Annotated in this window: 23 protein-coding genes; 17 read left to right on the plus strand and 6 right to left on the minus strand. The window is 37.0% G+C overall.

The annotated features are described in order from the left end of the window. The first annotated feature begins 16 nt into the window (after positions 1 to 16). The 5 genes from egtB (at position 17) to OL225_RS05045 (ending at position 7,266) form a co-directional block, all read left to right on the plus strand. Positions 17 to 1,207, plus strand: a complete 1,191-nt coding sequence (gene egtB / locus OL225_RS05025) for an ergothioneine biosynthesis protein EgtB (RefSeq protein WP_264517490.1) — start codon at positions 17 to 19, stop codon at positions 1,205 to 1,207. 8 nt (positions 1,208 to 1,215) lie between these two features. Beyond that, on the plus strand, positions 1,216 to 2,136 hold the full coding sequence (locus OL225_RS05030; RefSeq protein ID WP_264517491.1) for an ABC transporter ATP-binding protein: 921 nt from the start codon (positions 1,216 to 1,218) through the stop codon (positions 2,134 to 2,136). After that, positions 2,133 to 3,698: an ABC transporter permease/substrate-binding protein gene (locus OL225_RS05035; protein ID WP_264517492.1), complete on the plus strand. Its 1,566-nt coding sequence runs from the start codon at positions 2,133 to 2,135 to the stop codon at positions 3,696 to 3,698. The genes OL225_RS05030 and OL225_RS05035 overlap by 4 nt, the downstream gene beginning before the upstream one ends. Before the next feature lie 11 nt (positions 3,699 to 3,709). Beyond that, a complete protein-coding gene (locus OL225_RS05040; protein WP_264517493.1) occupies positions 3,710 to 4,867 on the plus strand; it encodes a MalY/PatB family protein in 1,158 nt (385 codons plus the stop codon). A 488-nt stretch (positions 4,868 to 5,355) separates the two neighbouring features. Beyond that, positions 5,356 to 7,266, plus strand: a complete 1,911-nt coding sequence (locus OL225_RS05045) for an amidohydrolase (RefSeq protein WP_264517494.1) — start codon at positions 5,356 to 5,358, stop codon at positions 7,264 to 7,266. A 196-nt stretch (positions 7,267 to 7,462) separates the two neighbouring features. Here OL225_RS05045 and OL225_RS05050 read toward each other — a convergent pair whose 3' ends face one another. The 6 genes from OL225_RS05050 to OL225_RS05075 all read right to left on the minus strand — a co-directional run bounded on the left by OL225_RS05050 (position 7,463) and on the right by OL225_RS05075 (position 14,801). Next, positions 7,463 to 7,981 carry an HD domain-containing protein gene (locus OL225_RS05050; RefSeq protein WP_264517495.1) on the minus strand — a complete coding sequence of 173 codons (519 nt, stop codon included), beginning with the start codon at positions 7,979 to 7,981 and terminating at the stop codon, positions 7,463 to 7,465. Then, complete coding sequence (locus OL225_RS05055) at positions 7,978 to 8,235, minus strand: hypothetical protein (protein WP_047378146.1); 258 nt, start codon at positions 8,233 to 8,235, stop codon at positions 7,978 to 7,980. The genes OL225_RS05050 and OL225_RS05055 overlap by 4 nt, the downstream gene beginning before the upstream one ends. After that, positions 8,228 to 11,383, minus strand: a complete 3,156-nt coding sequence (locus OL225_RS05060; protein ID WP_264517496.1) for a peptidoglycan-binding domain-containing protein — start codon at positions 11,381 to 11,383, stop codon at positions 8,228 to 8,230. Before OL225_RS05060 ends, OL225_RS05055 begins: the two co-directional genes overlap by 8 nt. Positions 11,384 to 11,428: 45 nt before the next feature. Continuing rightward, positions 11,429 to 12,883: an ATP-binding protein gene (locus tag OL225_RS05065; RefSeq protein ID WP_264517497.1), complete on the minus strand. Its 1,455-nt coding sequence runs from the start codon at positions 12,881 to 12,883 to the stop codon at positions 11,429 to 11,431. Between the two features lie 108 nt (positions 12,884 to 12,991). Next, a complete protein-coding gene (locus OL225_RS05070) occupies positions 12,992 to 14,434 on the minus strand; it encodes a contractile injection system tape measure protein (protein WP_264517498.1) in 1,443 nt (480 codons plus the stop codon). 46 nt (positions 14,435 to 14,480) lie between these two features. Beyond that, the gene (locus OL225_RS05075; protein WP_047378143.1) at positions 14,481 to 14,801 is read right to left on the minus strand and encodes a hypothetical protein; all 321 of its coding nucleotides are present in this window, start codon (positions 14,799 to 14,801) and stop codon (positions 14,481 to 14,483) included. A gap of 571 nt (positions 14,802 to 15,372) precedes the next feature. On the opposite strand from OL225_RS05075, the gene OL225_RS05080 reads away from it, so the two are divergent. From OL225_RS05080 to OL225_RS05135, 12 genes are all read left to right on the plus strand, one after another. Beyond that, positions 15,373 to 15,957: a DUF4255 domain-containing protein gene (locus tag OL225_RS05080; protein ID WP_264517499.1), complete on the plus strand. Its 585-nt coding sequence runs from the start codon at positions 15,373 to 15,375 to the stop codon at positions 15,955 to 15,957. 47 nt (positions 15,958 to 16,004) lie between these two features. Then, complete coding sequence (locus tag OL225_RS05085; RefSeq protein WP_264517500.1) at positions 16,005 to 17,723, plus strand: phage tail sheath family protein; 1,719 nt, start codon at positions 16,005 to 16,007, stop codon at positions 17,721 to 17,723. An 86-nt stretch (positions 17,724 to 17,809) separates the two neighbouring features. After that, entirely contained in the window at positions 17,810 to 19,531 is a 1,722-nt protein-coding gene (locus OL225_RS05090) for a phage tail sheath family protein (protein WP_264517501.1), read from the plus strand. Between the two features lie 36 nt (positions 19,532 to 19,567). Further along, positions 19,568 to 19,999, plus strand: a complete 432-nt coding sequence (locus tag OL225_RS05095) for a phage tail protein (RefSeq protein WP_034699490.1) — start codon at positions 19,568 to 19,570, stop codon at positions 19,997 to 19,999. Positions 20,000 to 20,022: 23 nt separating this feature from the next. Next, positions 20,023 to 21,396, plus strand: a complete 1,374-nt coding sequence (locus OL225_RS05100; protein ID WP_264517502.1) for a phage tail sheath family protein — start codon at positions 20,023 to 20,025, stop codon at positions 21,394 to 21,396. Positions 21,397 to 21,430: 34 nt separating this feature from the next. Beyond that, positions 21,431 to 21,862, plus strand: coding sequence for a phage tail protein (locus tag OL225_RS05105; protein ID WP_034699490.1), 432 nt, complete (start codon positions 21,431 to 21,433; stop codon positions 21,860 to 21,862). A gap of 2 nt (positions 21,863 to 21,864) precedes the next feature. Further along, entirely contained in the window at positions 21,865 to 22,332 is a 468-nt protein-coding gene (locus tag OL225_RS05110) for a phage tail protein (RefSeq protein ID WP_047378137.1), read from the plus strand. A gap of 202 nt (positions 22,333 to 22,534) precedes the next feature. Next, positions 22,535 to 22,696 carry a DUF5908 family protein gene (locus OL225_RS05115; RefSeq protein ID WP_185097854.1) on the plus strand — a complete coding sequence of 54 codons (162 nt, stop codon included), beginning with the start codon at positions 22,535 to 22,537 and terminating at the stop codon, positions 22,694 to 22,696. Continuing rightward, positions 22,696 to 23,415, plus strand: a complete 720-nt coding sequence (locus OL225_RS05120) for a CIS tube protein (RefSeq protein WP_047378136.1) — start codon at positions 22,696 to 22,698, stop codon at positions 23,413 to 23,415. The genes OL225_RS05115 and OL225_RS05120 overlap by 1 nt, the downstream gene beginning before the upstream one ends. 1 nt (position 23,416) lies before the next feature. Next, the gene (gene vgrG / locus OL225_RS05125; protein WP_264517503.1) at positions 23,417 to 25,162 is read left to right on the plus strand and encodes a type VI secretion system tip protein VgrG; all 1,746 of its coding nucleotides are present in this window, start codon (positions 23,417 to 23,419) and stop codon (positions 25,160 to 25,162) included. A gap of 5 nt (positions 25,163 to 25,167) precedes the next feature. Next, entirely contained in the window at positions 25,168 to 25,458 is a 291-nt protein-coding gene (locus OL225_RS05130; RefSeq protein ID WP_034699500.1) for a PAAR domain-containing protein, read from the plus strand. Between the two features lie 113 nt (positions 25,459 to 25,571). Next, positions 25,572 to 25,982: a GPW/gp25 family protein gene (locus tag OL225_RS05135; protein ID WP_047378134.1), complete on the plus strand. Its 411-nt coding sequence runs from the start codon at positions 25,572 to 25,574 to the stop codon at positions 25,980 to 25,982. Positions 25,983 to 26,062: the final 80 nt, after the last annotated feature.

Genomic DNA, 26,062 nt, shown 5'->3' on the forward strand with positions numbered 1-26,062 from the left:
TTTAAAATGATTTTTTATGAATAAAGATGCAGCACTGGCAAAAGCAAATTCTCATAAAAACTGGATAAAAAAGTACTCGGAAATCCGAAATCATTCCGTTGAGATTTGCAGCCCTTTGGAAATTGAAGATTATGTGGTTCAGCCTATAGTGGATGTAAGTCCTCCGAAATGGCATTTAGGCCATACCACCTGGTTTTTTGAAACCTTTATATTGCAGCCCAATTTTCCGGAGTACGAAGTTTTTGATCCTCAGTATAATTTTGTGTTCAACAGTTATTACGAAACCATCGGAGCTCGTGTTATCCGTACCGACAGAGGAAATCTCAGCCGTCCTTCCGTTTCAGATGTTTTTAAATATCGTGAATATGTAGACCGGAAGATGGATGAATTTCTTCATAACGGATATCTTACAGAATCACTGGAATCTCTGTTGGAATTAGGTTTAAACCACGAACAGCAGCACCAGGAACTGTTACTGACAGATATCAAATATATTTTAGGCCACAATCCTTTATTTCCAGCTTACAGAAAAAAAGATATTTCTAAAAAGGAAAGCGCTGGCAACTCAGAAATGATTAATTTTTCAGAAGGAATTTATGAAATCGGTTTTAAGGGTGAAGGTTTCTGTTTTGATAATGAGCTCGGAAGACACAAGGTGTATCTGAATGACTTTACTATTGGCAGTCAGTTAGTAACCAATAAAGAATACTTAGAATTTATTGAAGCCGGGGGGTATAAAGATTTCCGCCATTGGCACGCTGAGGGCTGGGACTGGGTGAAGCAAAATAATGCAAAATCCCCTTTATACTGGCATTTTATTGATGGAAAATGGATGAATTATACTTTAAACGGTTTACAGGAAATCGATCTAGAGGAAGCGGTCTGCCACATCAGTTTTTTTGAAGCTTCTGCTTTTGCTTCATGGAAAGGAAAACGCCTGCCTACTGAAGCCGAATGGGAAGCCGCATCAGAATATTTTGACTGGGGAAAACGCTGGGAGTGGACAAATTCCGCCTATCTTCCATACCCTGGATTTAAAAAAGAAACAGGAGCTGTGGGGGAATATAACGGGAAATTTATGGTGAATCAAATGGTACTTCGCGGTGCTTCAGTAGCCACTCCGCCCGGACATAGCAGAAATACCTACCGGAACTTTTTCCAGACCCATTTGCAGTGGCAGTTTACCGGAATCAGACTTGCACAATAATTTTGCCTATGATTACAGTTGAATCGGTTTCAAAAAGTTTTAACGGGAAAAAAGCGGTTGATACTATTTCTTTTCAGGCTAATGATAAGGAAATTCTGGTGCTCTTGGGAACAAGCGGATGCGGGAAAACAACCATGCTGAAAATGATAAACCGCCTCATCGAAGTAGATTTCGGGAATATTTTGATTGACGGTAAAAATATTCAGTCACAAAAAGTGGAAGAGGTACGCATGGGAATTGGTTTTGTCATGCAGCATTCCGGATTGTTTCCCCATTACACTATTCAGCAGAATATTGCAGTCATTCCCGATTTACTGAAATGGGATAAAAAAAAGACTGTTGGAAGAACACTGGAATTATTACATAAGCTTCATCTTTCAGAAGAGGTACTTACTCGGTTTCCAAACGAGCTAAGCGGCGGACAGCAGCAAAGAGTGGGAATTGCCCGTGCTTTGATTGCCGATTCGCCTGTTTTGCTGATGGATGAACCGTTCGGAGCGTTGGATAATATTACCAAAACCGATATTCATGCAGAATTCAAATCACTGGAAGAGTTTAAAAATAAAACAATTATTCTGGTTACCCACGATGTTCAGGAAGCATTCGACTTAGGTCATAAAATTTGCCTGATGGATCAAGGGAAAATTATTCAGACGGGAACTCCAAAAGAAATGCTTTATCAGCCGGAAAATGATTTTGTTAAAAATTTCTTTGCTAGAAACCGGCTTTTACTGGAGTACAAAGTGGCCAGACTGAAAGATGTGATACCTCTGATTGATGGCCGTCGTTTCTATGAAGAACTTCAGTTTTCCGAAAATACAGGTTTATGGGATGCTCTTCAAAAATTGAGTGCAGATACTTCACTTTCCGAAGATTATGAAAATCTGGTTAAAGCTTTTAATGAATACCGAAAATTTCAGACTTTATGAGTGAGTTAAGTTTTTGGCAGTTTATCACAGAGCAGCATGAGAAATTGCTTACTCAGGTTGTACAGCATCTGGGACTCACTTTTTTGTCTCTGTTTCTGGCGATCATTATTGGTGTACCCTTAGGAATTTTAATTGCCCGAAAAAGAAAATTATCAGGTTCTGTTTTAGGAATTGCAGGGATTTTGCAGACTATTCCCAGTATTGCATTGCTTGGTTTTATGATTCCCGCATTCGGAATTGGAGCTACTCCGGCCATTGTTGCCTTGCTGATCTACGCTCTTTTACCCATTATCAGAAATACCTACACCGGAATTACAGAAGTAGATCCAATGGTCATTGAAGCTGCAAAAGCAATGGGAATGAACAGAAAGCAACGGCTTTTCAAAGTTGAATTTCCTTTAGCGATGCCTGTAATTATTGCAGGAATCAGAACAGCGGCGGTCATCAATGTTGGGGTGGCAACATTAGCTTCATTTGTAGCAGCCGGAGGATTGGGAGAATTTATTTTTGGAGGAATTTCACTTAATAATACCAATATGATTCTCGCGGGAGCTATTCCTGCAGCGTTACTGGCTATTTTTTTGGATCAAACCATTGCCGTTTTACAGAAATTAAGCTATCAGTCTGTAAAGAAATTAAAATATGCAATTCCTGTTGTATTGGTAATTATTGGTAGCATTTATCTTTTGACTTCCGTTTCGGATCATAAGCTTAAAGCAGGTTTTACGCCGGAATTTATGGGACGGCAGGATGGTGATCTGGGACTTCGATCGGTATATGGGCTGGATGTACACCCTTTGGTTGTAAGTGATGCCATTATGTACAAAGCAGCTTACGAAAAAGATCTGGACCTCATCAGCGGATATTCTACAGATGGAAGAATTAAGGCTTTTGATCTGTATGTTCTGGAGGATGACAAGAAGATTTTTCCTCCTTATTTTGCAGCGCCGGTAATCAAAACAAAGACACTGGAAAAGTTTCCCGGATTGGAAAAAACATTGAATCTTTTATCAGGAAAATTCAATGATTCCATAATGACAGATCTGAATTATAAAGCTGATTACCTCAAACAAACTCCTGAGAAAATTGCCAAGGATTTTTTAATAAAAACAAATTTATATAAAGATCCACGCAAGGGAAATTCCCAAACGATAAAAATCGGATCAAAAATTTTTGGTGAACAGTATATTCTTGCCGAAATTTATAAAATACTCATTGAAGGCTATACTGATTATAAAGTGGAAACGAAAACAGGGCTTGGTGGAACAAAAATCTGCTTTGATGCTCTGATGAATGATGCGGTTGACTTTTATCCCGAATATACAGGAACCGGGCTTTTAGTTTTGCTGAAACCTTATGAAAAAACGATAGAAGAAGTCTCTAAAAGCCCGGAAAAAACATTTAACTATGTCAATCTGGAATTCCAGAAACAATATGAAATCCAATGGTTGAAACCCCTCGGGTTTAATAATGCGTATGCTTTGATGATGCGAAAGAAACAGGCGAATGAACTTAAAATTAAAAATATTTCAGATCTGAAAAATTATCTGGATTCAAAATAATGACGTTAAACATGAAGTATAATTTTGACGAAATCATAGAAAGAAGAGGAACTCATTCCGTAAAATGGGACTGGGCAAAGGCAGATATCTTACCTATGTGGGTGGCTGATATGGATTTTAAAACCGCTCCGGAAGTGATTCAGGCTATTTCTGAAAAAGTTTCTCATGGAATTTTCGGATATGGTACGATTCCTAAAGAGTTTCATGATTCGGTGATTGATTGGTGGAAAACGAACCATCATTTTACCATAGAAAAAGACTGGCTTCTGCCTGCAACGGGAATTCTTCCTTCACTTTCGGCCATCATTCGTGCTTTTGTGCAACCTGACGAAAATATTATTTTGCAAACACCTGTTTACAATCATTTTTTTACCATTTTGGAAAATTATGGGTGTCATATTGTCTGCAATGAATTGAAGTACGAAGGAGGAAATTACACCATTGATTTTGATGATCTCGAAAAGAAAGCTTCCGATCCCAAAACTAAACTTTTGTTGTTCTGTAATCCGCATAATCCGGTGGGAAAAGTCTGGACAAGAGAAGATTTGGAGAAAGTAGCTGACATTTGTTCACGGAATAATGTGATAGTGGTTTCTGATGAGATTCATTCTGATTTGATTTTTAATAATCACCGGCATATTCCGTTTGTTTCGGTAGCTCAGCATTATAATCTTCAGTCGGTGACCTGCGGTTCTCCATGTAAGACTTTTAATTTTTCAGGACTGCCGGTATCATATCTTATTTCACGGGACAAAAATATATTGGAGCAGACCAAAAAAATGCTGGAACTTCAGGAAAACAGTTATCCTAATCCAATTGCCATGGAAGCCTTGATTGCGGCTTACACAAAAGGACATGAATGGGTAGCTGAACTGAAAGACTATTTGTATCAGAATGTTATATTCCTGAAAAATTTTTGCAATGAACATCTGCCTGAAATCAAAGTGATTCCTTTGGAAGCGACCTATCTGGTTTGGCTGGATTGCCGTTCATTCGGTAAAACCTCTGATGAATTGTCAAAAATTCTTCTGATGGAGGGTAAAGTTTGGCTTAATTCGGGGACGATGTATGGTAAAAACGGGGAAGGTTTCCTGAGAATCAATATTGGCTGTCCAAGACAGCTTCTGACGGTGGGTCTGGAGCGGCTGAAAAAAGCTTTGAAGGAATGAAAGGGTAATCCATATCAATTAATAATACAGTAAGCGCCAGTTTTTAAAATTGGCGCTTACTGTATTTAGATAACCTCGCTCTCGGCTTGATTGTTTTTACAAATTGTCAGAGTATGAAGGTGTTGAGCTTTAGAATATTATGGAGTATTGAAAAATACATGTCGTAATAGTGAATTAAATAAAACTGTGCAGTAAATTAAAATTTCAGACAGAAGAAAATAATCAATATTGAGTGAAAAAAGTAGGTTGAAAGAATATTTTTGTTATTTTTATAAAATAAACTAATACATGTAAATAAATGAAAATTATTCATATATAAATATTTATTAAAAAATAATATCTTAAAAATAATTCATTTTAATTTTAATAATACAATAAATCCTGTTCGGTAGCAAAAGTATCTTTCTATGTGCTGAAGGCAATGTATTATTGAAAATAGACACGGAAAGAATTAAACTTTAACCATACCTTAAAACCAAATTATTCTTATGGAAAAACAACACAACCACACGCATGGCTGCACCCATTGCTCTTGCCACAATCCTGTTTTAGATGTTCTTAAAGACGAACTTTTCAGCGCCGAAAATCTGACGAAAATAAATCCCGGTTCCGGAAAAGCGACCCACGAAAAACCACAAACGCTGATGATAAGCGGAGGTACTATTCTGCCAATGATTGGTGGATCTACTGGTACCGTTGAAGCCATTGGAATTGCTGACGGGAAAGTTGTTGTAACCGGCAGTGAATCAGATGTAAACGATTATATGGCTGCCAATCACTCAGGATTTCTGCCCAAAACATTAACGGCAACTCAAACTTTACTCCCTGGATTGATTGAGCCTCATGTTCATATGATTCCTACGGCAATGATGACCGGCTGGCTAGATTTGAGCCCTTTTGACGGACAGAATTTAAAAGCGATATATGATTTGGCTTCTGTTGGGGCTATCATTAACGGACATATTCCTAAAATTCCCGGAGCGGTTATTTTAGGAAGAGGATTGGATCCGTCATTAATGCCTTTTAAGGAAACTGATGGAAAAAAGGAATTAATTACGATTGATAATGTAATACTTGATACGATTAATCATGATATTCCTATGATGCTGTTAAGTGCCTCTATGCATACCCTTTATCTGAATACTAAGGCATTAGAGTATGTATTTGATCACAATCCGGATATAAAGAACGAGTATAAAACTGTTGACAGGTATATCAGTGAAACAAAAGGCCAGCTACAGGAAGGTTTACAGATGACTCCTGCATTGAAGACCATAAAGCTGCAGATCATTGCGATGAGCATAGAGATCAATCGTTATCTTACGGAGCTTTTTCAGACTGCCAATTCAAGAGGTGTTACTTTTATGTATGATGCCGGACTGAATAAAGGATCAGAAATCCTTTTAACCAAATATTTTGAGACTCATCCTGAAGTGGTAAGAACAGGAGGAGCGTATCTTTGTTCTAATCAGGAAGATGTTGATAACCTGGAGCCATATAAAGTACCGGAGCATTATAAACCTGTATATTATGGACATATTAAAGTCGTTTCAGATGGTTCAAATCAAGGATTAACCGGTTATCAGAGTGCTCCATATCTGTGCAATCCTGCCAATAATACAGGTGTATTTAATTTTCCACAGACAGGTATTCCTGCCCATACAATTCCGCCAAGCTATAATACATTGATCAATACCGTGGTGGCTGGAAAAGGCTGGCCGCTAATGGTTCATGCCAATGGTGATCAGGCAGTAACATTTGCCATCAATGCTTATCAGCGTACTCTTGCTCAATATAAAGGCCCGGAGCTTCGTAACCGTATAGAACATTGTTCCCTTCTTACAGCAGATCAGATTACCAATATGCTCCAAATGGGGGTTTCGCCAAGTTTCCTGATCGGACACGTAGGCTATTGGGGATATGCTTTTAAAGAAGTGATATTTGGTGAAAAAGCACAAATGCTGGATCTTTGCGGTTCAACGCTTGCTGCTGGTATGAGAATTACCCTTCATAGCGACAATGAGGTAAGTCCACTGGGACCTTTGAGAATGATGGAACAATCGATTACCAGAATAATGGAAAAGAATCCAAAGGATATTGATGTTTTAAACGGTGCCGAACGTCTTACTCCCGAACAGGCTCTGATTGCGGTTACTTATGATGCTGCATGGCAATGCTACGCAGACAAATGGGTAGGATCGCTGGATAAAGGATACTTTGCCGATTTTGTTATATTGGAACAGAACCCTCTTTCCTTAAATACACCTTCATTACAATATATGAAAATGCGGGATATTCCGGTATTGGAAACCTGGGTAGGCGGTATTCCTGTTTATGTGAATGATAAGAAAGCAAAAGTAGTGACTGAAAAAGATATGCTCTTTTCAGATAACTCATAGCTGCTTCTGAAAACAAATAGTTACTGATCAGATAAGAATCAGAGCAGAAATAATCTGCTCTGATTCCTTAATCTAATATAAATTTTATGCTTTGCTTTTAACTCTTTATAATATCTCTTAGCTAAAGTATGGTGGCTTTGACTAGCAGCAGTTACAAAAAAATATATCAGGCAGTCAATTTTCGGATAGAGATTTTTTACAGTAATGTTTTTAAGTAGATTAATAGAGAATTTGCTAATTCTGTGTTCATTTTAGATGATATTATTTGTTGAAATTTTGGTTGTTCTTTTTGATACATTTCATATAAATTCTTATTATTTTGTATCAAACAAAACTCTACATTAGCTATTCTGTCAGCTAATTTTACAATAATACCAGCTTGATTGTGAATCAGTTTGTTATACATGCTGTTTTTCCTTTCATCTCTATTTTTCCCCTCTCCATCGGTTAAAGAAAATACAATTTCAGTAACTTTTTTTCCAAATTTTTTCTCTAATTCTTCTATTGAAACTGTAGTATCTTCCAATATATCATGAAGCCATGCGCTTATCAGGATATCAGTGTTTTCTTGATTTGTCGGAAGAATAGAAAATCTCATTAATATACTTACTACATTGCCTAAATGAATTTCATATGGGTATATTCCATAGTGCTGACCATTGTGTTTTTCTATTGCAAATTTTCTAGCATTATACAGCTGGTCTTTATAATTCATCTTACTTCTTTATCTATTATTTTCATGATCTCTTTTGCTCTGATTTCATCTACAAATTCCCCCGGTGTTGGATCCGGATAATAACTTAATGCTGCTTTTTCACTATGCCATTCTCCATTATAGTATTCTTCTCCCTGCAACCCTGTGTCTTTATACATTACCGCTCTTAGTAGTGAATAGTGTTCCTTATTATTGATCTTTTCTATTTCAAAGTGATAATATAAAATCTCTTCTATTGTATCTTTTTTATTCATTTTCAAGTAAATTTATATTTTTTGGTGTTTTTATTTTTTTATATTCTGCAGCCTGTTTAGCGGTATTTGCTGCTCTTGTTTCTTTTGTTGCATCTGCTGCTCGTGATGCCTCATATAAATAGTGCGTTTCAGACTTTACTTTAAATGTTTCTTCAGTATGGAATTGTAACTCAAACTGCTGACCTGTTGGTGTCTCAAAGGTAGTATTCAATCCTTTATATGAACCATCACCTTTAAACCATGCATTAAATGATTTAACTTTTTTATAACCTTTTGACTCTAGTTTTTGTACAATTTTAAAATAACTCTCAACATATACATCTGCATCATAGGTGATAGTAAATCTAAGAACATCATTCATTGCTGAAGAAGTTGTTTCAATCGCATTTTCTAATCCATAATTTTTAATATTTGATTCTTTAATTCTGTCCGCAATTTTCCTTGTTAATGACTCTTCTGTTTTTAGAGCATATTCTAAACCTTCCATTTTACCTCCTGTTTCTTGAGCCAAATTAACCAGTTCTGACTGTACTTGCTTTTTCTCAAGTTGAGCACGGGAAATTAATTCTTTTGCTTTTTTATTGGCAGCAGCATATTTTGTATTTCCACTGTTTTCTTCCAATAAGCTTTTCACCTTTGCAAGATCATTATCTGCCATTGCTTTTTCAAGTTCAATAGCCAGCTTGTCATCTTTAGCTAAAGTTTTTGCCTTTTCAAAGGTATTTTTAACTAAAAGCAATTGCTCAGGGGTTAATCCTGTATCACTTATGAGCTTGGTTAGTTTGAGTTCGGCTACAAAACTATCAAATGTAACAATTCCTTTCCGAATAGCAAATACTGCTCTGGCTAATAATTCGCCTGTTTGTGCTAAACCTGGTATTGTTACGTAGGTAAGTTGTTTTGCTTTTACAAAGCCAGCCAGTATTTTTTGTTGTTGGGCTTGTATTTTAGCCTGTTTAATAATATTTTCCCTTACTTTTCTTTCAAGACCATCGATTTTAAGTAGATCACTTTCTAAAGTGGCTAATGCTTTTGTAGCATCATCGGCATCATTAAATGCTTTGGCCGCTGCAGAAATAGGTTTAGCTGATCTCAGTATTTTTGCTAATGATCCTGCATCTAACGCAGCACCTGCAATGGCAAGTACCAGCCAAGCCAAACTTGGATCGTCACCTTGCAGCACCTGCCCGACTTGTATTGAGGCATCATATAGACTTTGGTTTAAGTTATAGTCATGAATCTCCTGTTTTACATAATATGTACTAATTGCTAAAGTACCTCCGCTGGCTAAAATGGCTAATAAAAATGGGGTAGCTTGTCCTAAAGATACAATAGAAAGAATGATACCTCCGGCTATAAGAATAATATTTTTTATAAGTTCATATTTAGCTTCCTGCCGGACTTTATCCTGTATAACTTTTACAGCATTTTTATTGCTGGAAATACCCGCTTGTTGTATAGAAATAGGAATAAGTTCTCCTAAATCCCAAATGAAATCTATATCTTCATCTATAATATTTTCTTCAGCTTCATTTATTTTTTCCAACTGTGTTATAATACTGTTTTTTAAAGCAGTTATAATTTGTTCGTCGGTTTTTAAATCAAAATTTTCCCAATCAGGGGCCCATTCTTGTTTTTCGGCTTTCAGTCCTTTATTGTTGAAATCATCACCTATTGATAAAATTGGAATAGCTCTGTAAATTTCATTTCTGGCAGAGTATTTTTTTTCAATTCCTGATGCTTTATTTATTTTTTGATCATGAATGTCTGTTGCATAAGGATCCCTGCCAATAGCATCATATGCTTCTTGATATAGCTTTTGCTGCTCTTTAAAACTAGGTAGGTTAGCTTGTATAGCAGTCATTTGTTTTTTATAAGCTTCTATACCGGTTTTAAGTTCCTGTAATTTATTTTTATGTTCTCCATATGGCAGCCAAATACCATGTCTCTCTGCCTCTGTAAGAATTAATTTCCTGTTAATTTGAAGCATGTAAAGAGCCATTTCTTTTCCGAATTTTTCAAACTCTTCAATTAATATGTCTTGTGCTTCGCTATTTTTAGGGGTTTTCTCTAAAATTGCAGCTGCTTTTTTGCCTTTTGGAGATAGTTCCGGTGCTTTTAATGATTTTAGTTTGTTTTTTAGTGCTATATATTCACTATCCTCTGTAATTTTACTGTATTCGTTGGTTAAAAATTTGTTAAGTTCTTCTCTGTTAATTTCCTTTTCATCTTTTTTATCTTTATGATTGTCTACAATTCCTAATAATTTTTGTTTTAAAGCTTCTCTGGCAGCTTCGTTTTTTGGTGCTTCAAAGAAAAGATTATCCAGATATTTCTCAAGAGGTACATTTACATTGGTTGGTGTTCCTGCTTTGATCTCTCCTGCAAAGTTTATTCTACCGTCTTTACCCCAGCGTTCAGCTACTTTTATAGCATTCTCTTTACTGCCACCATATACAGCCTGATAATAAATAGCGTATCCTTCAATCGTATTTCCTTTTGGAATCTTTGTAGTGGGAATGAAGCTAACAATTAGGCAGTAATCATCTGCATGTTTAGGGTCACATTTTTTTAATTTTATAGGATCTTTGCCTGTTTGGAAAGATGATTGAAAAAATTCTTGACTTTCAAGCTTAGATTCTAAACGAGATGCAGGTTCAGATGTACCTGTATTTCTTTTGTCCGATTCTGTTTTTTTATTTGGTAATGTGGCTTTTCTGATAGTTTCCCTTTTATCTAAATTTTTTGTTACCTCATTCATTTTCAATAAGGTGGGTTTGTCAAAAATTCCAGAAGCAGCAATGCCGTTATTGCTTTGAAAATTGATGAGTGCAATCCTTGTTTTATCACCAAAATAGGCTTTGTTCTCGGATACTGTATGCCCTAATTTATCAAGTGTATTATTAACTGCTGCTACATGCTGCCCGTTGTCAAATAATTGAATGACAGATCCGCTTTTTTCTACTTTACTGAATGCTCTGCTTCTGAAAGGATCATATGTTATTTGGGTAACTTCTGTTTTTGCGAGAGATATTTTGCTGTCCTGATCGGTGATCTGCTCAGGTTTTTCTTTATCCTCTTTATTATGGGTATTTTGCTTCTCGGACCTGCCAGCCCTGGGTGCAAATGTTTTTTTGTGTCTGCTCATGGTATTGGTTATTAGATGAGTTTTTATTATGCTGTGCTAAGGGGTTTATTCTGGTTTTTGTACAAATGGGCTGAGGCGGGATTGATTTTTTCCAAAAGCCTTTTCGTTTTCTATCATTAAATAAGTGCTTATTAATGAATAGGTAATGCTGGTTTCATTACGGTCATGTAATGCCATTGCTACATTTTTCATAATGTTTCGGATGTTAGCACCCGTATAGGTATACTCTTTGGTTAAATGCTGTAAAAGGGCATCACTTTCAAAAGTTATGTTTTTAGGCAAATAATGCTCCCAAAGGGCTTTTCTGGTGGTTTCTGTAGGACGAATTACATTCACAGAAACATCTATACGGCGCTTGAAAGCATCATCCATATTGTTTTCAAAATTGGAAGCCAGAATTGTTAATCCGTCAAATTTTTCTATTCGCTGCAATAAATAAGAAACCTCCTGGTTGGCGTAGCGGTCATGAGCATCTTTTACATCAGAACGTTTCCCAAATAAAGCGTCAGCTTCATCAAAAAACAGCATACAGTTTTTACCCTGCAGCCTGTTGAATAACACTTCAAGGTTTTTCTCAGTTTCACCAATGTATTTGCTCACTACCTGTGAAAGATCTACATGGTACATATCAATACCATATGCATTAGCAAGAATTCCGGCCAGCATCGTTTTTCCCGTTCCCGGTGCACCGTAGAATAAGGCAATGAAACCTGGTTTAAAGCTATGCTCATTGGTTTTGAAAAAGCCGTTTTCCAATGCTTTTATATAATGCCCAATGGGTTTTATCTGATCTCTCACATTATCTTCCAAAATAATATCTTCCATGGTGAGATCAGACTTGTAAAGCCTGCCGGGAAAGTAAGAACCATGATCCAGTTGTGGTTTCTGTCCTGATAAAAAATAATTGAGATAAGCGGTATCCAATTCAATTTTTCCATGAATAAATTCTGTTGAAGAACGATTGTAAATAATATCATTTTTCAATAGTACACTGCCATTGATGAGTTGTGCACCATACTGTGACCACAGTGATAAATCTTTACCTGCCAGCAAAAAAAGTGCAGTTTGAAAAGTAGGCTTAAAGCTGCGGCTGATTTTATCATATTCACCACCTGCTTCAATAGCAAATGCATTGCTGCTTTCTTCTATCTGTACAAATGTTTTCAGGATGGAAGGATAATGAGCCGAAGCAATGCCCAGCGCTAAGATTATTCTGTCTACAACAGTAAGCTGGTGGGTGTTGATCGTAATGGAATAAGGAGATTGGTCATCTGATTCCGGAGGTTCAGGTATTTCATAACCAATATTCAATTCTGTCTCATCTTCCAGAAATAATTCTTTGCATCGCTTTTCAATAAGGGATTGTAACCATTTCATTTCTTCATTTAAAGAGTTATGATTTACAGCATTGGCTTGAAATAGCGGATTGATTATTTCTGTTTTTTCATTAACATTGGTTTTTATTAATGATGAGTGTTCATGGTTAATAGGAGATTTCATAATCTTATTTTGAATTAATGGGGTTACAGTGAAGGTATTGCTGATGTAAAATCAGCAACTTTAGAGTATTTGAAAAACTTCAGAGGATTTAGAAAATGTAACCTGTTATTACCAGTTTACAAATATGAATTTTTTCTGCCAGGGAAGTTTTACGAGACCAATTCCCCAGGAAAGCTTTTCAAGAAGAATATCCTGTGTTTTTCGTTCTACAATAAGGGTGTAATCAGAGTCAGTGATGACTAATTTCCCCGGCCGCTGGAAAAACTCGTTTTGTAATAAGGCAGCAGATGATTTTTTCATGGGAGCCCAGTTGTGCTGTACGCTTTCTATGACATTTTTAGCCTGCGTTTTATGTTTACGTGAAAGCTTAATATGCCTGTTAATCGTTTGATGCATCGGAATATTACACAGGAATTTTTCAAAAATCATGTCATATTCAGGAGCATTTATTTTTCCGGTGGCGATATAATGCAGCAGATGGGCACACAATTCCGGATCAGTGAGCTGCTGGGTTTTGGGATCAATAAGTTCACAATGTTCAAACAGGGTTTTGATGAATGGGTGGATCAGAATAAGCCCTGCATTTTGAATATATTGTCCCTCATTCTGGGTTACATCTTCCTGAACTATTACATTTTTTTCCTGAATGGGTTCTGTCGAGGTTTCTACATTTTCAGGCTGATCTGCTACATTCGTTTTGATGCTTTCAGAAATTTCATTTTCTGTAATAAAAGGGAATATCTTAACTACTGTTTTCCTGTTCTGATGATTGTTTTTTGTTGTTGATAAACCAATCTGCTCTATTGTTGAAATTTCTTGTAAAAGATACTCCCGTGGATGGTTATTGGATGTATTCAGATACTCCGATATTACATTGAAGACTAAACGCCATATTGCAATTCTATCTGTATGATTGAGTTTCGATAGATAACGTATTGTATCAGTTTTCAGGTTGATTTTCAATTCCTTGTTTTTCAAAATTGCCAGGCATAATTGTGCAATTTGTTCATCGGAAAGCTGATTGATAAGCCGGTTCCGGACATTTTCTTTTGACAAAGCAGATACAATACTTTTTTGAAAGCTGTCAGCCGAAATAATGCGTTCAAAAACCGATGGTTCCAAAATAGCCATAGCATTGCTTTCCGAATTCCACCAGGGCATAGCTCCTTTTTCTAAAAAATAGATAAAAGCCCTGAGCATCTTTTCCTGATGATCTACAAGATAGGGTTTAGCCTCACTTTCTGTTTCCTGATGAGAAGTTTCAATAGGTTTGGTAATTTCTGACAGTTCTTCTTTAAAGAGTTCAGCTATTTGATCTTTTAACTCCGTATTTAATGCGCTGTTTTTTACCTCCACATTTAATTCTAAACGAGGAACCTGAAGGGTATGACCTGCCAACTTATATTCTAAAGCGTTGATATGCTTTTCTATTTCCGGAAAAACATCAATAGACAAAAAGCTGTTAATATCATCTTTTATACGCAATGCTTTTTCTTTGTTGTTGACGGTAATTTCAAGAAAAACTTTCTGAATGATATGATTTTGCTTCACATTGAATAGGTTTAAATGATAAAATATTGGGAATCGTCAGACAGTCTTACTTTTTGTCGAACTCACCACCCCAGAAACCTGCAGGACAAAGACTGAATCTTGATCTCTGCTTGGCACTCAATCTGCATCCGCAGCCTCTTACAAATCCATCTTTTGGACCATCTATTACTTCCAGTGTATCTGGATTGAGCCATTTCATTGCGTTGCAATTGTTACCGTTTTTTAAAGGACATGCATTACAAATTTCTTCTCTTAAAGAGAAAATAGCTTCTTCGTTTTGATCTGCCACGCCCAATTTTGAGCGTAGTTCGTTAAAATGACCGCCAATGATTTCATTGCGCTTGCTGAAAAGTGTTTTAATGTTCATATGATTAAAGTTTTTAAAATTATTGGGTCAAAATTAGAAAGAAGGGATCCTATTTTGCGAATTATAAGGCGGCTCTATTCTGTCTTTGCAGTAAAAGACAAAATCATATCCTAATGATGCAGATTTATATTTTCTGGAAATTACCGGGTGCAAAAAAGCTGATCTTTCTAATCAGGAAAGCATATGATTTTTGGGAGAACTAATACTTTAGGCAATCCATCATTGTATTCAATTATTAACCATTCGGAAAATACAGACCACTAAGAATAGCCATCTAATTAATAGATAATCATATGTTGAAATACAATGATTTTTAAAAGCAGAATGAGACTCAATTACAGACTGAAATTTGGCCATCATAAGAGTAAGGAAATCTTCGGGCTAAAATTTATTTTTTTTAATACCGTTTTTAATGTGTTTGTTGTCAGTGTATTAATGGTGTTGTTTTTAGTTTTCTTTGATAAGAATTAAAATCCTATTTACTGCAAAGACTGTATTGAACCCCCAAAATATTTGTCTTTTGAGGGGGTGTGATTGTATGTTTGCACCATAATAATTAAGAACAGAAATTATGATTAATAAAGTATTAACAGTTTTAAAAAATCAGCTAAATGCTCCGGATGGTTTGTGGGATCCTAACGTTCCTGGCGAAATTGAAATCGCTGTTGTTGATGACATTGCAAAACATGATGACAACACTGAAGGACTTAGTAACAAAGTAGTAATTAGTCTGCTCAACATTGAGGAAGAATCAACATTGAAAAACAGATCAAGGTATCAGCCGGTTGTGGTAGAAAACAATCCGGTCCGATATGATAAGGAAAGTACTCCTGCTTACTTAAATCTATATGTAATGATTGCTGCCAACAGAAGTACATACAACAAATCTTTACTAAGTATTTCAAAAGTTATTGAGGTATTTCAGGCCAAGAATGTTCTGGAGTATGTAGACCTTGAACCTCAAAACAATTTCAGTTTCAGAATTGAACTGCATTCCATTCCCTTTGAACAGCTAAGTTACGTCTGGGGTTTATTAGGCGGAAAAATAATGCCTTCTGCTTTATATAAAATCAGTGTGATAAAGATTGCAGCTAAAGATGTAGTCCCAGTCAAATTAATTAATGACATTAATATACAAAGTATTAAAGTTGATTAATCATAAAAGCAAAAACTAAAAACTAATAACCCTTTAAATTTTTAAACATGTTAAATCCAGCAACACCAGGTGTTTCTGTTGAAGAAATTACAAAACTTCCATACTCAGTTGCCTACATAGAAACAGCTATGCCAGCATTTATTGGGTATACCGAACTACTCCCTGTTGGGTATAATGAGCCCTTCACCATCAGTTCCCTTTTAGAATATGAACAATATTTTGGAAAAGCAAAAGAAGAAAATATCCAGCTGCAGGATGTAGAAGGCAAAGGAGCAACTATTATAGCACCTCAGGCACAGTTTTTAATGTATTATTCATTGCAAATGTATTTTGCAAATGGCGGCGGACCGTGTTATATCATTTCTGTAGGAGATTATACATCAGCACAAGTACAATTATCTTCATTGGAAGCAGGACTGGCTAAAATTGATCATAAAAACATTAAAGAACCGATTCTTATTATTTTCCCTGATGCTGTTTCGCTTACCAATGAATCCGAGTTTTACAGCATTTACAATCAGGCTATTGATAAAGCTAAAGTAGAGAATAAAAACAGGTTTGTTATACTGGACACTTATTACGGAAATTCTGTTGTCCAATCAAACAATCTTACCACCATTGAATCTTTCAGAAGTAAAGTAAATCCAACCAATCACGCGGCAGCTTATTTCCCTCACTTAAAGACCATTTTGAATTATACTTTTGATGAGACTAAAACACCTATCGTACATACCGGTTTACAAAAAGCAGGGCAGGGAAGTGCTCTTTTTTATGCGGGGGAGATCGCAGCTTTAGATGAATTAAAACGTTTGGCAAGTGCCGAAATCTCAACTGGGTCTGCCGACGCTTACGTCCTTGCCGATTTATTAGATCAGGCTATTGTGATAGCAGAAGAAGTGAATGAAGCAGCTGATGCAGGTGATAAAAAAAATGCTTTAACAGAAGTAATTAATGAGGCAAAAGTAGTGTTGGAAGCTATATATGAGGGAATAATAGATGATTTTAAGATTCCCGATGATTTAGACGAAAATGCACCTGTTTTCAGTGGAGAGTTTGATGCATTAAAAACTGCAATCCTTGAAGTAAAAGACGAAAAAGGAGATGCAAACGGGATAACACTTAAAAATCTGGAATTATCCAATTCTGCACTGTACAATCAGGTGAAAAAAGAAATACAGTCGTTAAAAGTTGTTTTACCGCCATCATCAGCCATAGCAGGAGCATACGGCAGAATAGACAGTACAAGAGGAGTGTGGAAAGCTCCGGCAAATATCAATATTAGCCATGTCACTACTCCGACAGAAAAAATTTCCGATCAGGAACAGGCTGCTTTAAACATAGATGCTTTCGGGAAATCAATCAATGCGATCAGGACTTTTACAGGAAAAGGTACCTTAATCTGGGGAGCCAGAACCCTTGAAGGAAAAGATAAAAATGATGAAGGGAAGGATAACGAATGGAAGTATGTACATGTACGCCGCTATTACAATATGATCAGACAATCGATCAACGATGCACTCAACAAGTTTATGAATGAGCCTAATATCCCTCACACATGGTTACGGGCAAAAACAATGTTAGAAAATTTTCTTAACCAGCAATGGATGGAGGGTGCATTAGCAGGCAGCACTCCGAAAGAAGCTTACGAAGTAACAGTTAAGGGAGTAGAAGGAACGACTACGATGAATGTAAATCTCAAAATAGCATTAGTGCGCCCGGCAGAGTTTATTGTACTCAACTTTTCACACAAATTGCAACAGTTCTAAAAAGATAAAATCAATAAATCAATCACGAATAAATACCCGGAGTTCTACTTCGAGGAATCATTAATATTAACGTAAAATTTTTTAAAATGAATTACAAAACCCCTGGAGTTTACGTGGAGGAACAAGGAAAATTTCCCCCTTCCGTAGCGCAAGTTGAAACGGCTATCCCTGCTTTTATTGGGTATACAGCAGATGGACCGAAAAATAAACCAACGAGAATTGCTTCGATGTTGGAGTATGAAGCACTTTTTGGAAAGGCAAATCCGGAAATCTTTGCTGTAGCTTTCAAAGATGGTGTTGCAACAGCAATTCCAACCAAGGTAAGCGACTTTAAAATGTATTATGCCATGCAGATGTATTTTGCCAATGGTGGAGGACCTTGTTATATTGTTTCTGTAGGAGATTATAAAAGCCAGGAGGCTGTAGGTGCGCCTACACCAGCAGAAGCTTTTTTATCAGGTCTTGAATTATTAAAAAATGAAGACGAACCTACCCTGATCGTTTTTCCGGATCTTCAAAGTTTAGCTCCTTCTGTTGCTGATGTTACTGCTGCTCAGGCTGTTGTTACTACAGCGTTAAAAGTTAAAAATATTGTTTCCGCTGCTAAAAGTATTGCAGGCCTTGTTGCAGACGCTGTTGCGGGTGCTAATGTAGATGCTGCAGTTGCTGCTGCGGCTGCTAAGGCTGCTGAGTTTAATGTTGCTAATCCTAACGAGTTACAGGCTGCTGGTGCTCAGGGTGGTCAGGCTGTTGTAGCGGCTGTTAAGATTGCTGCTGCTGTTGCTAATGCTACTGTTGCTACTGTTAAGGCTGCTGCTCAGGATGTTGTAACTGCTTTTGATACAGATTTAACTTCAGCTGCAACTATTGAAACCAATGCGGTTGCTGCCAGCAGTCTTGTTACTTCCAGAGCAGGTGATGCTGTTGCCATCGGCAAAATCTATGCTTTGTACAATAAAGCTTTAGATCAGGCAGAAGCATTAAAAGACAGGTTCGTCATTATGGATATTCTTCAAGATGCGGCTGCTTTTAGAGATAAAGTAACTTCTACAGGTCTGAAATATGGTGCAGCTTATTATCCAAAACTGAAAACTGTTTTAAGCTATGATTTCAAAGATGCTGATGTTTTAGTTACCGGTGCATCTGGTATCACAACTTTGGCGGATTTGAAGAATGCTAATTCTGAAATGTATAATCAGGCTAAACAAGCAATTGAGTCTGCATCAGTAGTACTGGCACCGTCATCAGCAATTGCCGGAGTTTATGCTAAAGTAGACAGTACTTCCGGAGTATGGAAAGCGCCTGCCAATGTAGGGCTTAGTTTAGTAGATCTTCCTGCAGTAAAAATTTCTACCAAAGATCAGGATCTGCTTAATGTAGATGCTGCATCAGGAAAATCAATTAACGCGATCAGAACTTTTGCGGGAAAAGGAACATTAGTCTGGGGCGCAAGAACATTAGACGGAAACAGTAATGAATGGAAATATGTACCTGTACGTAGATTCTTCAATATGGTGGAAGAATCTGTGAAGAAAGCTACAGAACGTTTCGTCTTTGAACCGAATACTGCCAATACATGGACTCGTGTACAGGCTATGATCGAGAATTTTCTAGATCAGCAGTGGAGAGACGGTGCATTAGCAGGAAGCAAGCCTGAAGAAGCTTATTACGTAAGCGTTGGTTTACACAAAACAATGTCGGCTCAGGATATTCTGGAAGGAAGAATGAACATCGAGATCGGTATGGCTGCAGTACGCCCGGCTGAATTTATCGTGTTAAGTTTTTCACACAAATTACAGGAAGCATAAAATCAATTAAATAACAAATAAAATTAAAAATAAATTATGAGTACATATCCATTAGTAAAGTTTGCCTTTGAAGTAGATTGGGGCGGAACAAAAGTAGGTTTTCAGGAAGTGAGCGGTTTAAATGTTGAAGCAGCTTTAATTGAGTACAGACATGGCGCAAGTCCTGATTTCAGTAAGATTAAAATGCCTGGAATGAAAACTTTCAGTAACATCACTCTAAAAAGAGGAACTTTCAAAACAGATAATGAATATTTCGACTGGTTCCAGAGTATTCAGCTAAGTACGGTAGAACGCAGATCTATTACAATTTCCCTTTTAGATGAAACAGGAGCTCCTGCAGTAACATGGAAAGTGAAAAATGCATTCCCGCTTAAATTACAGTCAACAGATCTGAAAGCTGAAGGTAATGAGGTAGCTATCGAGACCTTAGAAATTGCACACGAAGGATTAACTATTGAAAATAACTAATATTAACTTTAAATTTTTAACAAATGAATTACAAAACACCTGGAGTTTACGTAGAAGAAATTGCGAAATTCCCACCCTCTGTAGCACAAGTAGAAACAGCTATCCCTGCTTTTATCGGACATACGGATAAAGGACCAAGAAATGAACCGACAAGAATCTCTTCTATGTTGGAATATGAAACCATTTTTGGAGGAGCAAAAAATGAAAAAACGGCAATCTCTATTTCAATCGAAGATACTGTGGTAACTGCAAAAGTAGACAACGCCAAGCTAAGCCCTTATAAAATGCATTATGCTATGCAAATGTATTTTGCAAACGGTGGTGGACCATGTTATATTGTTTCAGTAGCTGACTATGAAAAAACTCCTGTATTAGGAACAGAAACAGTTGCTGGCGGTTTATGGTTCGGATTGAAATCACTTGAAAAAGAAGATGAGCCAACGCTTATTGTTTTCCCGGATGCTGAAGTTTTAGGAGCAGATGCCTACAAGTTATACAATAAAGCTTTGGATCAGGCAGAAGACTTGAAAGACAGATTCGTTATTATGGATGTTTTTGAAGATGCTGCTGCTTTTAGAACCGGAGTAAATGCTACAGGATTAAAATATGGAGCTGCATATTATCCAAAATTAGAAACAGTGTTAAGCTATAGCTTTGATGATAAAGATGTTAAAATCGATAGCTATAAAGAACTTAATGCTTCAGGAGCGCTTGTGGATGTTACAATGCCTCAGAATGAAAATAATTTAGCATGGCTGAAATCAAGAAGCTCAGCGTTGTACAACCAGGCAAAAAGAGAAATTGAATCTAAAAGATTGGTATTGGCTCCATCTTCATCAATTGCCGGAATTTATGCTAAAGTAGACAGTACTTCAGGAGTATGGAAAGCACCAGCTAACTTAGCAATTAGTAATGTACTTGCACCAGTTGTAAAAATTTCCAATGAAGTACAAGATGGTCTTAACGTAGATGCGGTAGCAGGAAAATCAATCAATGCGATCAGAACTTTTACAGGAAAAGGAACGTTGGTTTGGGGAGCAAGAACATTAGACGGAAACAGTAACGAATGGAAATATGTACCTGTACGTAGATTCTTCAATATGGTAGAAGAATCTGTGAAGAAAGCTACAGAACGTTTCGTTTTTGAACCGAATACTGCCAATACATGGGTTCGTGTACAGGCTATGATCGAAAATTTCCTTGATCAGCAGTGGAGAGACGGTGCATTAGCAGGAAGCAAGCCGGAAGAAGCTTATTACGTAAGCGTTGGTTTACACAAAACAATGTCTGCTCAGGATATTTTGGAAGGAAGAATGAACATTGAAATTGGTATGGCAGCAGTACGTCCGGCAGAATTTATCGTGTTACGTTTTTCACACAAATTACAGGAAGCATAAACTAAATTAAATAACAAATAAATATAAAAACATTATGAGTACATATCCATTAGTAAAGTTTGCCTTTGAAGTAGATTGGGGAGGAACAAAAGTAGGATTCCAGGAAGTGAGCGGTTTAAATGTTGAAGCAGCTTTAATTGAGTACAGACATGGCGCAAGTCCTGATTTCAGTAAGATTAAAATGCCTGGAATGAAAACTTTCAGTAACATTACTTTAAAGAGAGGAACTTTCAAAACTGATAACGAATATTTCGACTGGTTCCAAAGTATTCAGCTAAGTACAGTAGAGCGCAGATCTATCACGATCTCCCTTTTAGATGAAACAGGAGCTCCTGCAGTAACCTGGAAAGTGAAAAATGCATTCCCGCTTAAATTACAATCAACAGATCTGAAAGCTGAAGGTAATGAGGTAGCTATTGAAACTCTGGAAATTGCACACGAAGGATTAACTATTGAAAATAATTAATCATGGCAGTTTTATATCCTCCAACCAGTTTCTCTTTTATTGTTAATGGGATTTCAACAACAGAGGGTATTGACTCCAGATTTCAATCTATATCTGGTTTATCAACAGAAATTGGAACTGAAGAATATGCCGAAGGAGGCGAAAACAGGTTTACACACCAACTTCCTTTGAGACCCAAATATCCTAATTTAGTTCTTAAGCGTGGGTTAATCGTAAGTTCCGGATTGATAAGCTGGTGTAGAAATGCGATGGAAAACTTCCAGTTTGAGCCCAGAGACCTGATTATTTCTCTTTCAGGCGGGATCCAGTCTACAGCACCTCTAATGGTTTGGAATGTAGTGGGAGCATACCCCGTAAGATGGGAAGTATCCGAATTCAACGCAGAAGAAAGCAAACTTGCTATTGAAACAATAGAACTGAAATATAGATATTTCACAATACCCTCATCGTTAGCAAGCTTAGGCTTGTAATTTCTAAATCAAATCTAAGCACTTGAACGTGTGTTAGTTTAAAGATAAATTTTACCCAAATCTTTTTCATAAAAAAATAACAGATTGGTCTATAACAGAGACTGAACACACCCTTCATGTGCTTGGATTTTTTTTAAATAAACATGTTAAATCATTGGTTATTAGTGTTTTGAATATTAATGATCATTAAAAAACAAACGAAATGCCAATAGAAATAAAAGAGCTTCACATTAAAATAAATGTGGACGAAAAAGCAGCAGCAACTACGACTGCCACATCGGTAGATGAAGCACAGCTCATGCGTGCCATCAGCGAAAGTGTAGAACAGGCAGCAAAGATAGAAAACCGTAAAAAAGAAAGATAATGAGAGGAGCAATTCAAAAACTGACAATCGGAACATATGAAAATTCCGATTATGAAAAAAGAATTCAGAGCGGCGCTTTTAAAGCTTTTATCAATCCGACAGGTTTTTCTATGACCTATAAAACGAAATATAATACAGACCAGGCAGATGGTAATTCTAAACCTAATTTAGGATATACATCATCAGCATCACCTGATTTACAATTAGAATTTCTATTTGATGGTACAGGAGTTACGGAAGCAAATTCCGGTATTAAACTTATCAATAAAATTAAAGGAAAATCGTTTGCGAAAACAGCTGTAACAAAACAGATTAAAGATTTTTATAAGGCGACAGGCGAGCTCGTAGGCTCTATCCATAAACCCTATAATGTTATCCTTAACTGGGGAAGTTTTGAATTTAAAGGAGTGCTTTCTGAATTAACGATAGAATATAAGTTATTTGATAACGAAGGTCAGCCTCTGAGAGCCATAGGAAAGGCAACATTCAGTGAATCAACAAGTCCGAAACTTGCAGGTAAAATTGAAAAGCTGGAATCACCGGATCTTACCCACAAAAGAACTGTACAGGCAGGCGATACACTGCCATTAATGACCGAAAGAATTTATGGAGATTCCAAATACTATCTGGAGGTAGCTAAAGTAAACAATCTTGTCAATTTCAGACAGCTAAAACCAGGGCAGGAATTATTCTTTCCACCATTAGAAAAAGTCTCATAATATGAATAATAGCGGATACATACAAACAGCAAAAAATCCAGATTTAGTCACCTATAAGGTCATGTCCGGAGGAACAGAACTGCCGGGGAAATATGGTGTGAAAAGCATTGTCGTGGAAAAAGAATTCAACAGAATTCCTTATGCCCGTATTGTTATTTTAGACGGAAGTGTACCGGAGCAGGATTTCAAGCTCAGTAATGAAGATCTGTTAATTCCCGGAAAAGAAATTGAGATTACCGCTGGATACCATTCTGAAGAAGAAACCATTTTTAAAGGGGTTGTTGTAAAGCACAACATAAAAATCAGAAGCGGATCTTCTTACCTGATTGTAGAATGCAGAGATAAGGCTGTAAAAATGACCTTAGGAAGAAAAAGCAAATATTTCTACGAAAGTACAGACAGTAATGTCATGGAAGAACTCATTAGTAATAATGGGCTTACTGCCGATGTTGAAGCTACTTCAAATTCTCATAAAGAATTGGTTCAGTACCAGACTTCTGATTGGGATTTTATGCTTACCAGAGCGCAGGCAAACGGTAAACTTTGTTTCGTTGAAGATGGAACCATCAAAATTGCCAAACCTGATTTTAGCGCTGAAGCCGTAGAAACAGTAGTTTACGGATCATCTGTACATGAATTTGACGGGGAAATTGACGCCAGAGACCAATTCAGCAAGATTACAGCCAAAACATGGAGCTATACTGATCAGGAACTGACAGAAGTGGAAGCTCAGGATCCTGCCATTAATCTCAATGGAAATCTTTCATCAGGTGATTTAGCCAATGTTTTCGGAATTGAAGATCTGCAGCTTAAGCATGGTGGAAATCTTAGCCAAGGGGAACTGCAGGAATGGGGTGATGCCAAAGCCACTTTCCAGCAATTAGCCAAAACAAGAGGAAGAGTAAAACTCCAGGGAATTCCATCTGTGATACCAGGAGCTTCATTAACACTGCAAGGAGTAGGAAACCGATTCAACGGGAAAATATACATAACCGGTGTCCGTCATGAAATTGCCGAAGGAAACTGGCTGGTGGATGCTCAGTTCGGACTTTCTCCAACATGGTTCTCCGAAACCTATGATGTAAGTGAAATGCCAGGTTCAGGAATTATGCCTGCCATAAGCGGATTGCATGTAGGGGTAGTATCCCAACTGGAATCAGATCCGGACGGAGAAGACAGAATTCTGGTACAGATTCCTATCATTAATAGTGAGGAAGAAGGAATCTGGGCACGTATTGCCACCCTTGATGCCGGTGAAAACAGAGGATCATTCTTCAGACCGGAAATAGGAGATGAGGTTATCATCGGATTTATTAATGATGACCCTAATGATGCCATTGTGCTTGGAATGCTGAACAGCAGTGCAAAACCAGCTCCTATTGTAGCTTCTGACGATAATCACGAAAAAGGATTTGTTACCCGAAGCGAAATGAAAATGATTTTTAATGACGACAAAATTTCGTACACACTGGAAACACCAAAAGGTAAAAAAGTGATTGTAGACGAAGATGCCGATGTCATTACAATAAAAGATGAGCATTCTAATATTCTTACCCTTAATAAAGACGGTATCAGTATGGAAAGCGGAAAAGACATCAAGATCAAAGCAAAAGGAGACATTAATATGGAAGGAACCAATATCAATGTAAAAGCAAGTGCTCAATTCAAAGCAGAAGGCAGTTCCGGCTCAGAGCTTAAATCTGGAGCAGTAACCGTAGTAAAAGGATCTCAAGTTAAAATTAATTAATAATCATGAAACCGGCAGCAAGAATTACAGATATGCATACCTGTCCTATGGTAACGGGAACTGTTCCCCATGTAGGAGGTCCTATCATTCCGGCAGGAGAACCCACAGTGCTTATTGGCGGAATGCCTGCAGCAAGACAAGGAGATAAAGCAGTATGTACAGGGCCACCGGACACCATTGCATCAGGATCTTCAAGTGTTTTGATAGGCGGGAAACCTGCAGCAAGAATGGGAGATTCTACCGCTCATGGAGGGGTAATAACCGCAGGTGATGCTACTGTTTTAATAGGCGGATGATAGAATCTGACTAAAAATAAAAATGTAAAACATCAATAATAAAAACGGTTAGAATAACCAAAAACTCTATGCTACAGATGCAGGATGTGAACATTCAATATAACAAATAACGTATGAAAATAAATACAGATTTTTTAGGAACAGGCTGGAGTTTTCCGCCTGAGTTTAACGAGACTGAAGGAAAACTGGCCATGACCACAGATGTAGAAGACATCAATAACAGCCTTAAGATTTTATTGTCAACCCGCCCCGGTGAACGTGTCATGTTCCCAAACTATGGGTGTGACTTGCAGGAAATGCTCTTTAAACCTCTGGACTTAACGCTGATTACCCAAATGAAAGGAATCGTTGAGCGTGCTATTTTATATCATGAACCCAGAATAAACATTCTAAGTATTGAAATTGATACTCAGGAAGAACTTCAGGGAGAAGTTTTAATACAAGTAGACTACGAAGTAAGAAATACTAATACAAGAAGCAATATGGTTTTCCCTTTTTACAAAGGAGAAGCTACCGAAATATAATGAATTACGGGATGTCTGTAGCCATTTTGAATACTACCAAACATACAATAAGTATTGCATCTGACCATAGAAAGATAAAT

It is taken from the genome of Chryseobacterium viscerum (assembly GCF_025949665.1).
Classification (GTDB): Bacteria; Bacteroidota; Bacteroidia; order Flavobacteriales; family Weeksellaceae; genus Chryseobacterium; species Chryseobacterium viscerum_A.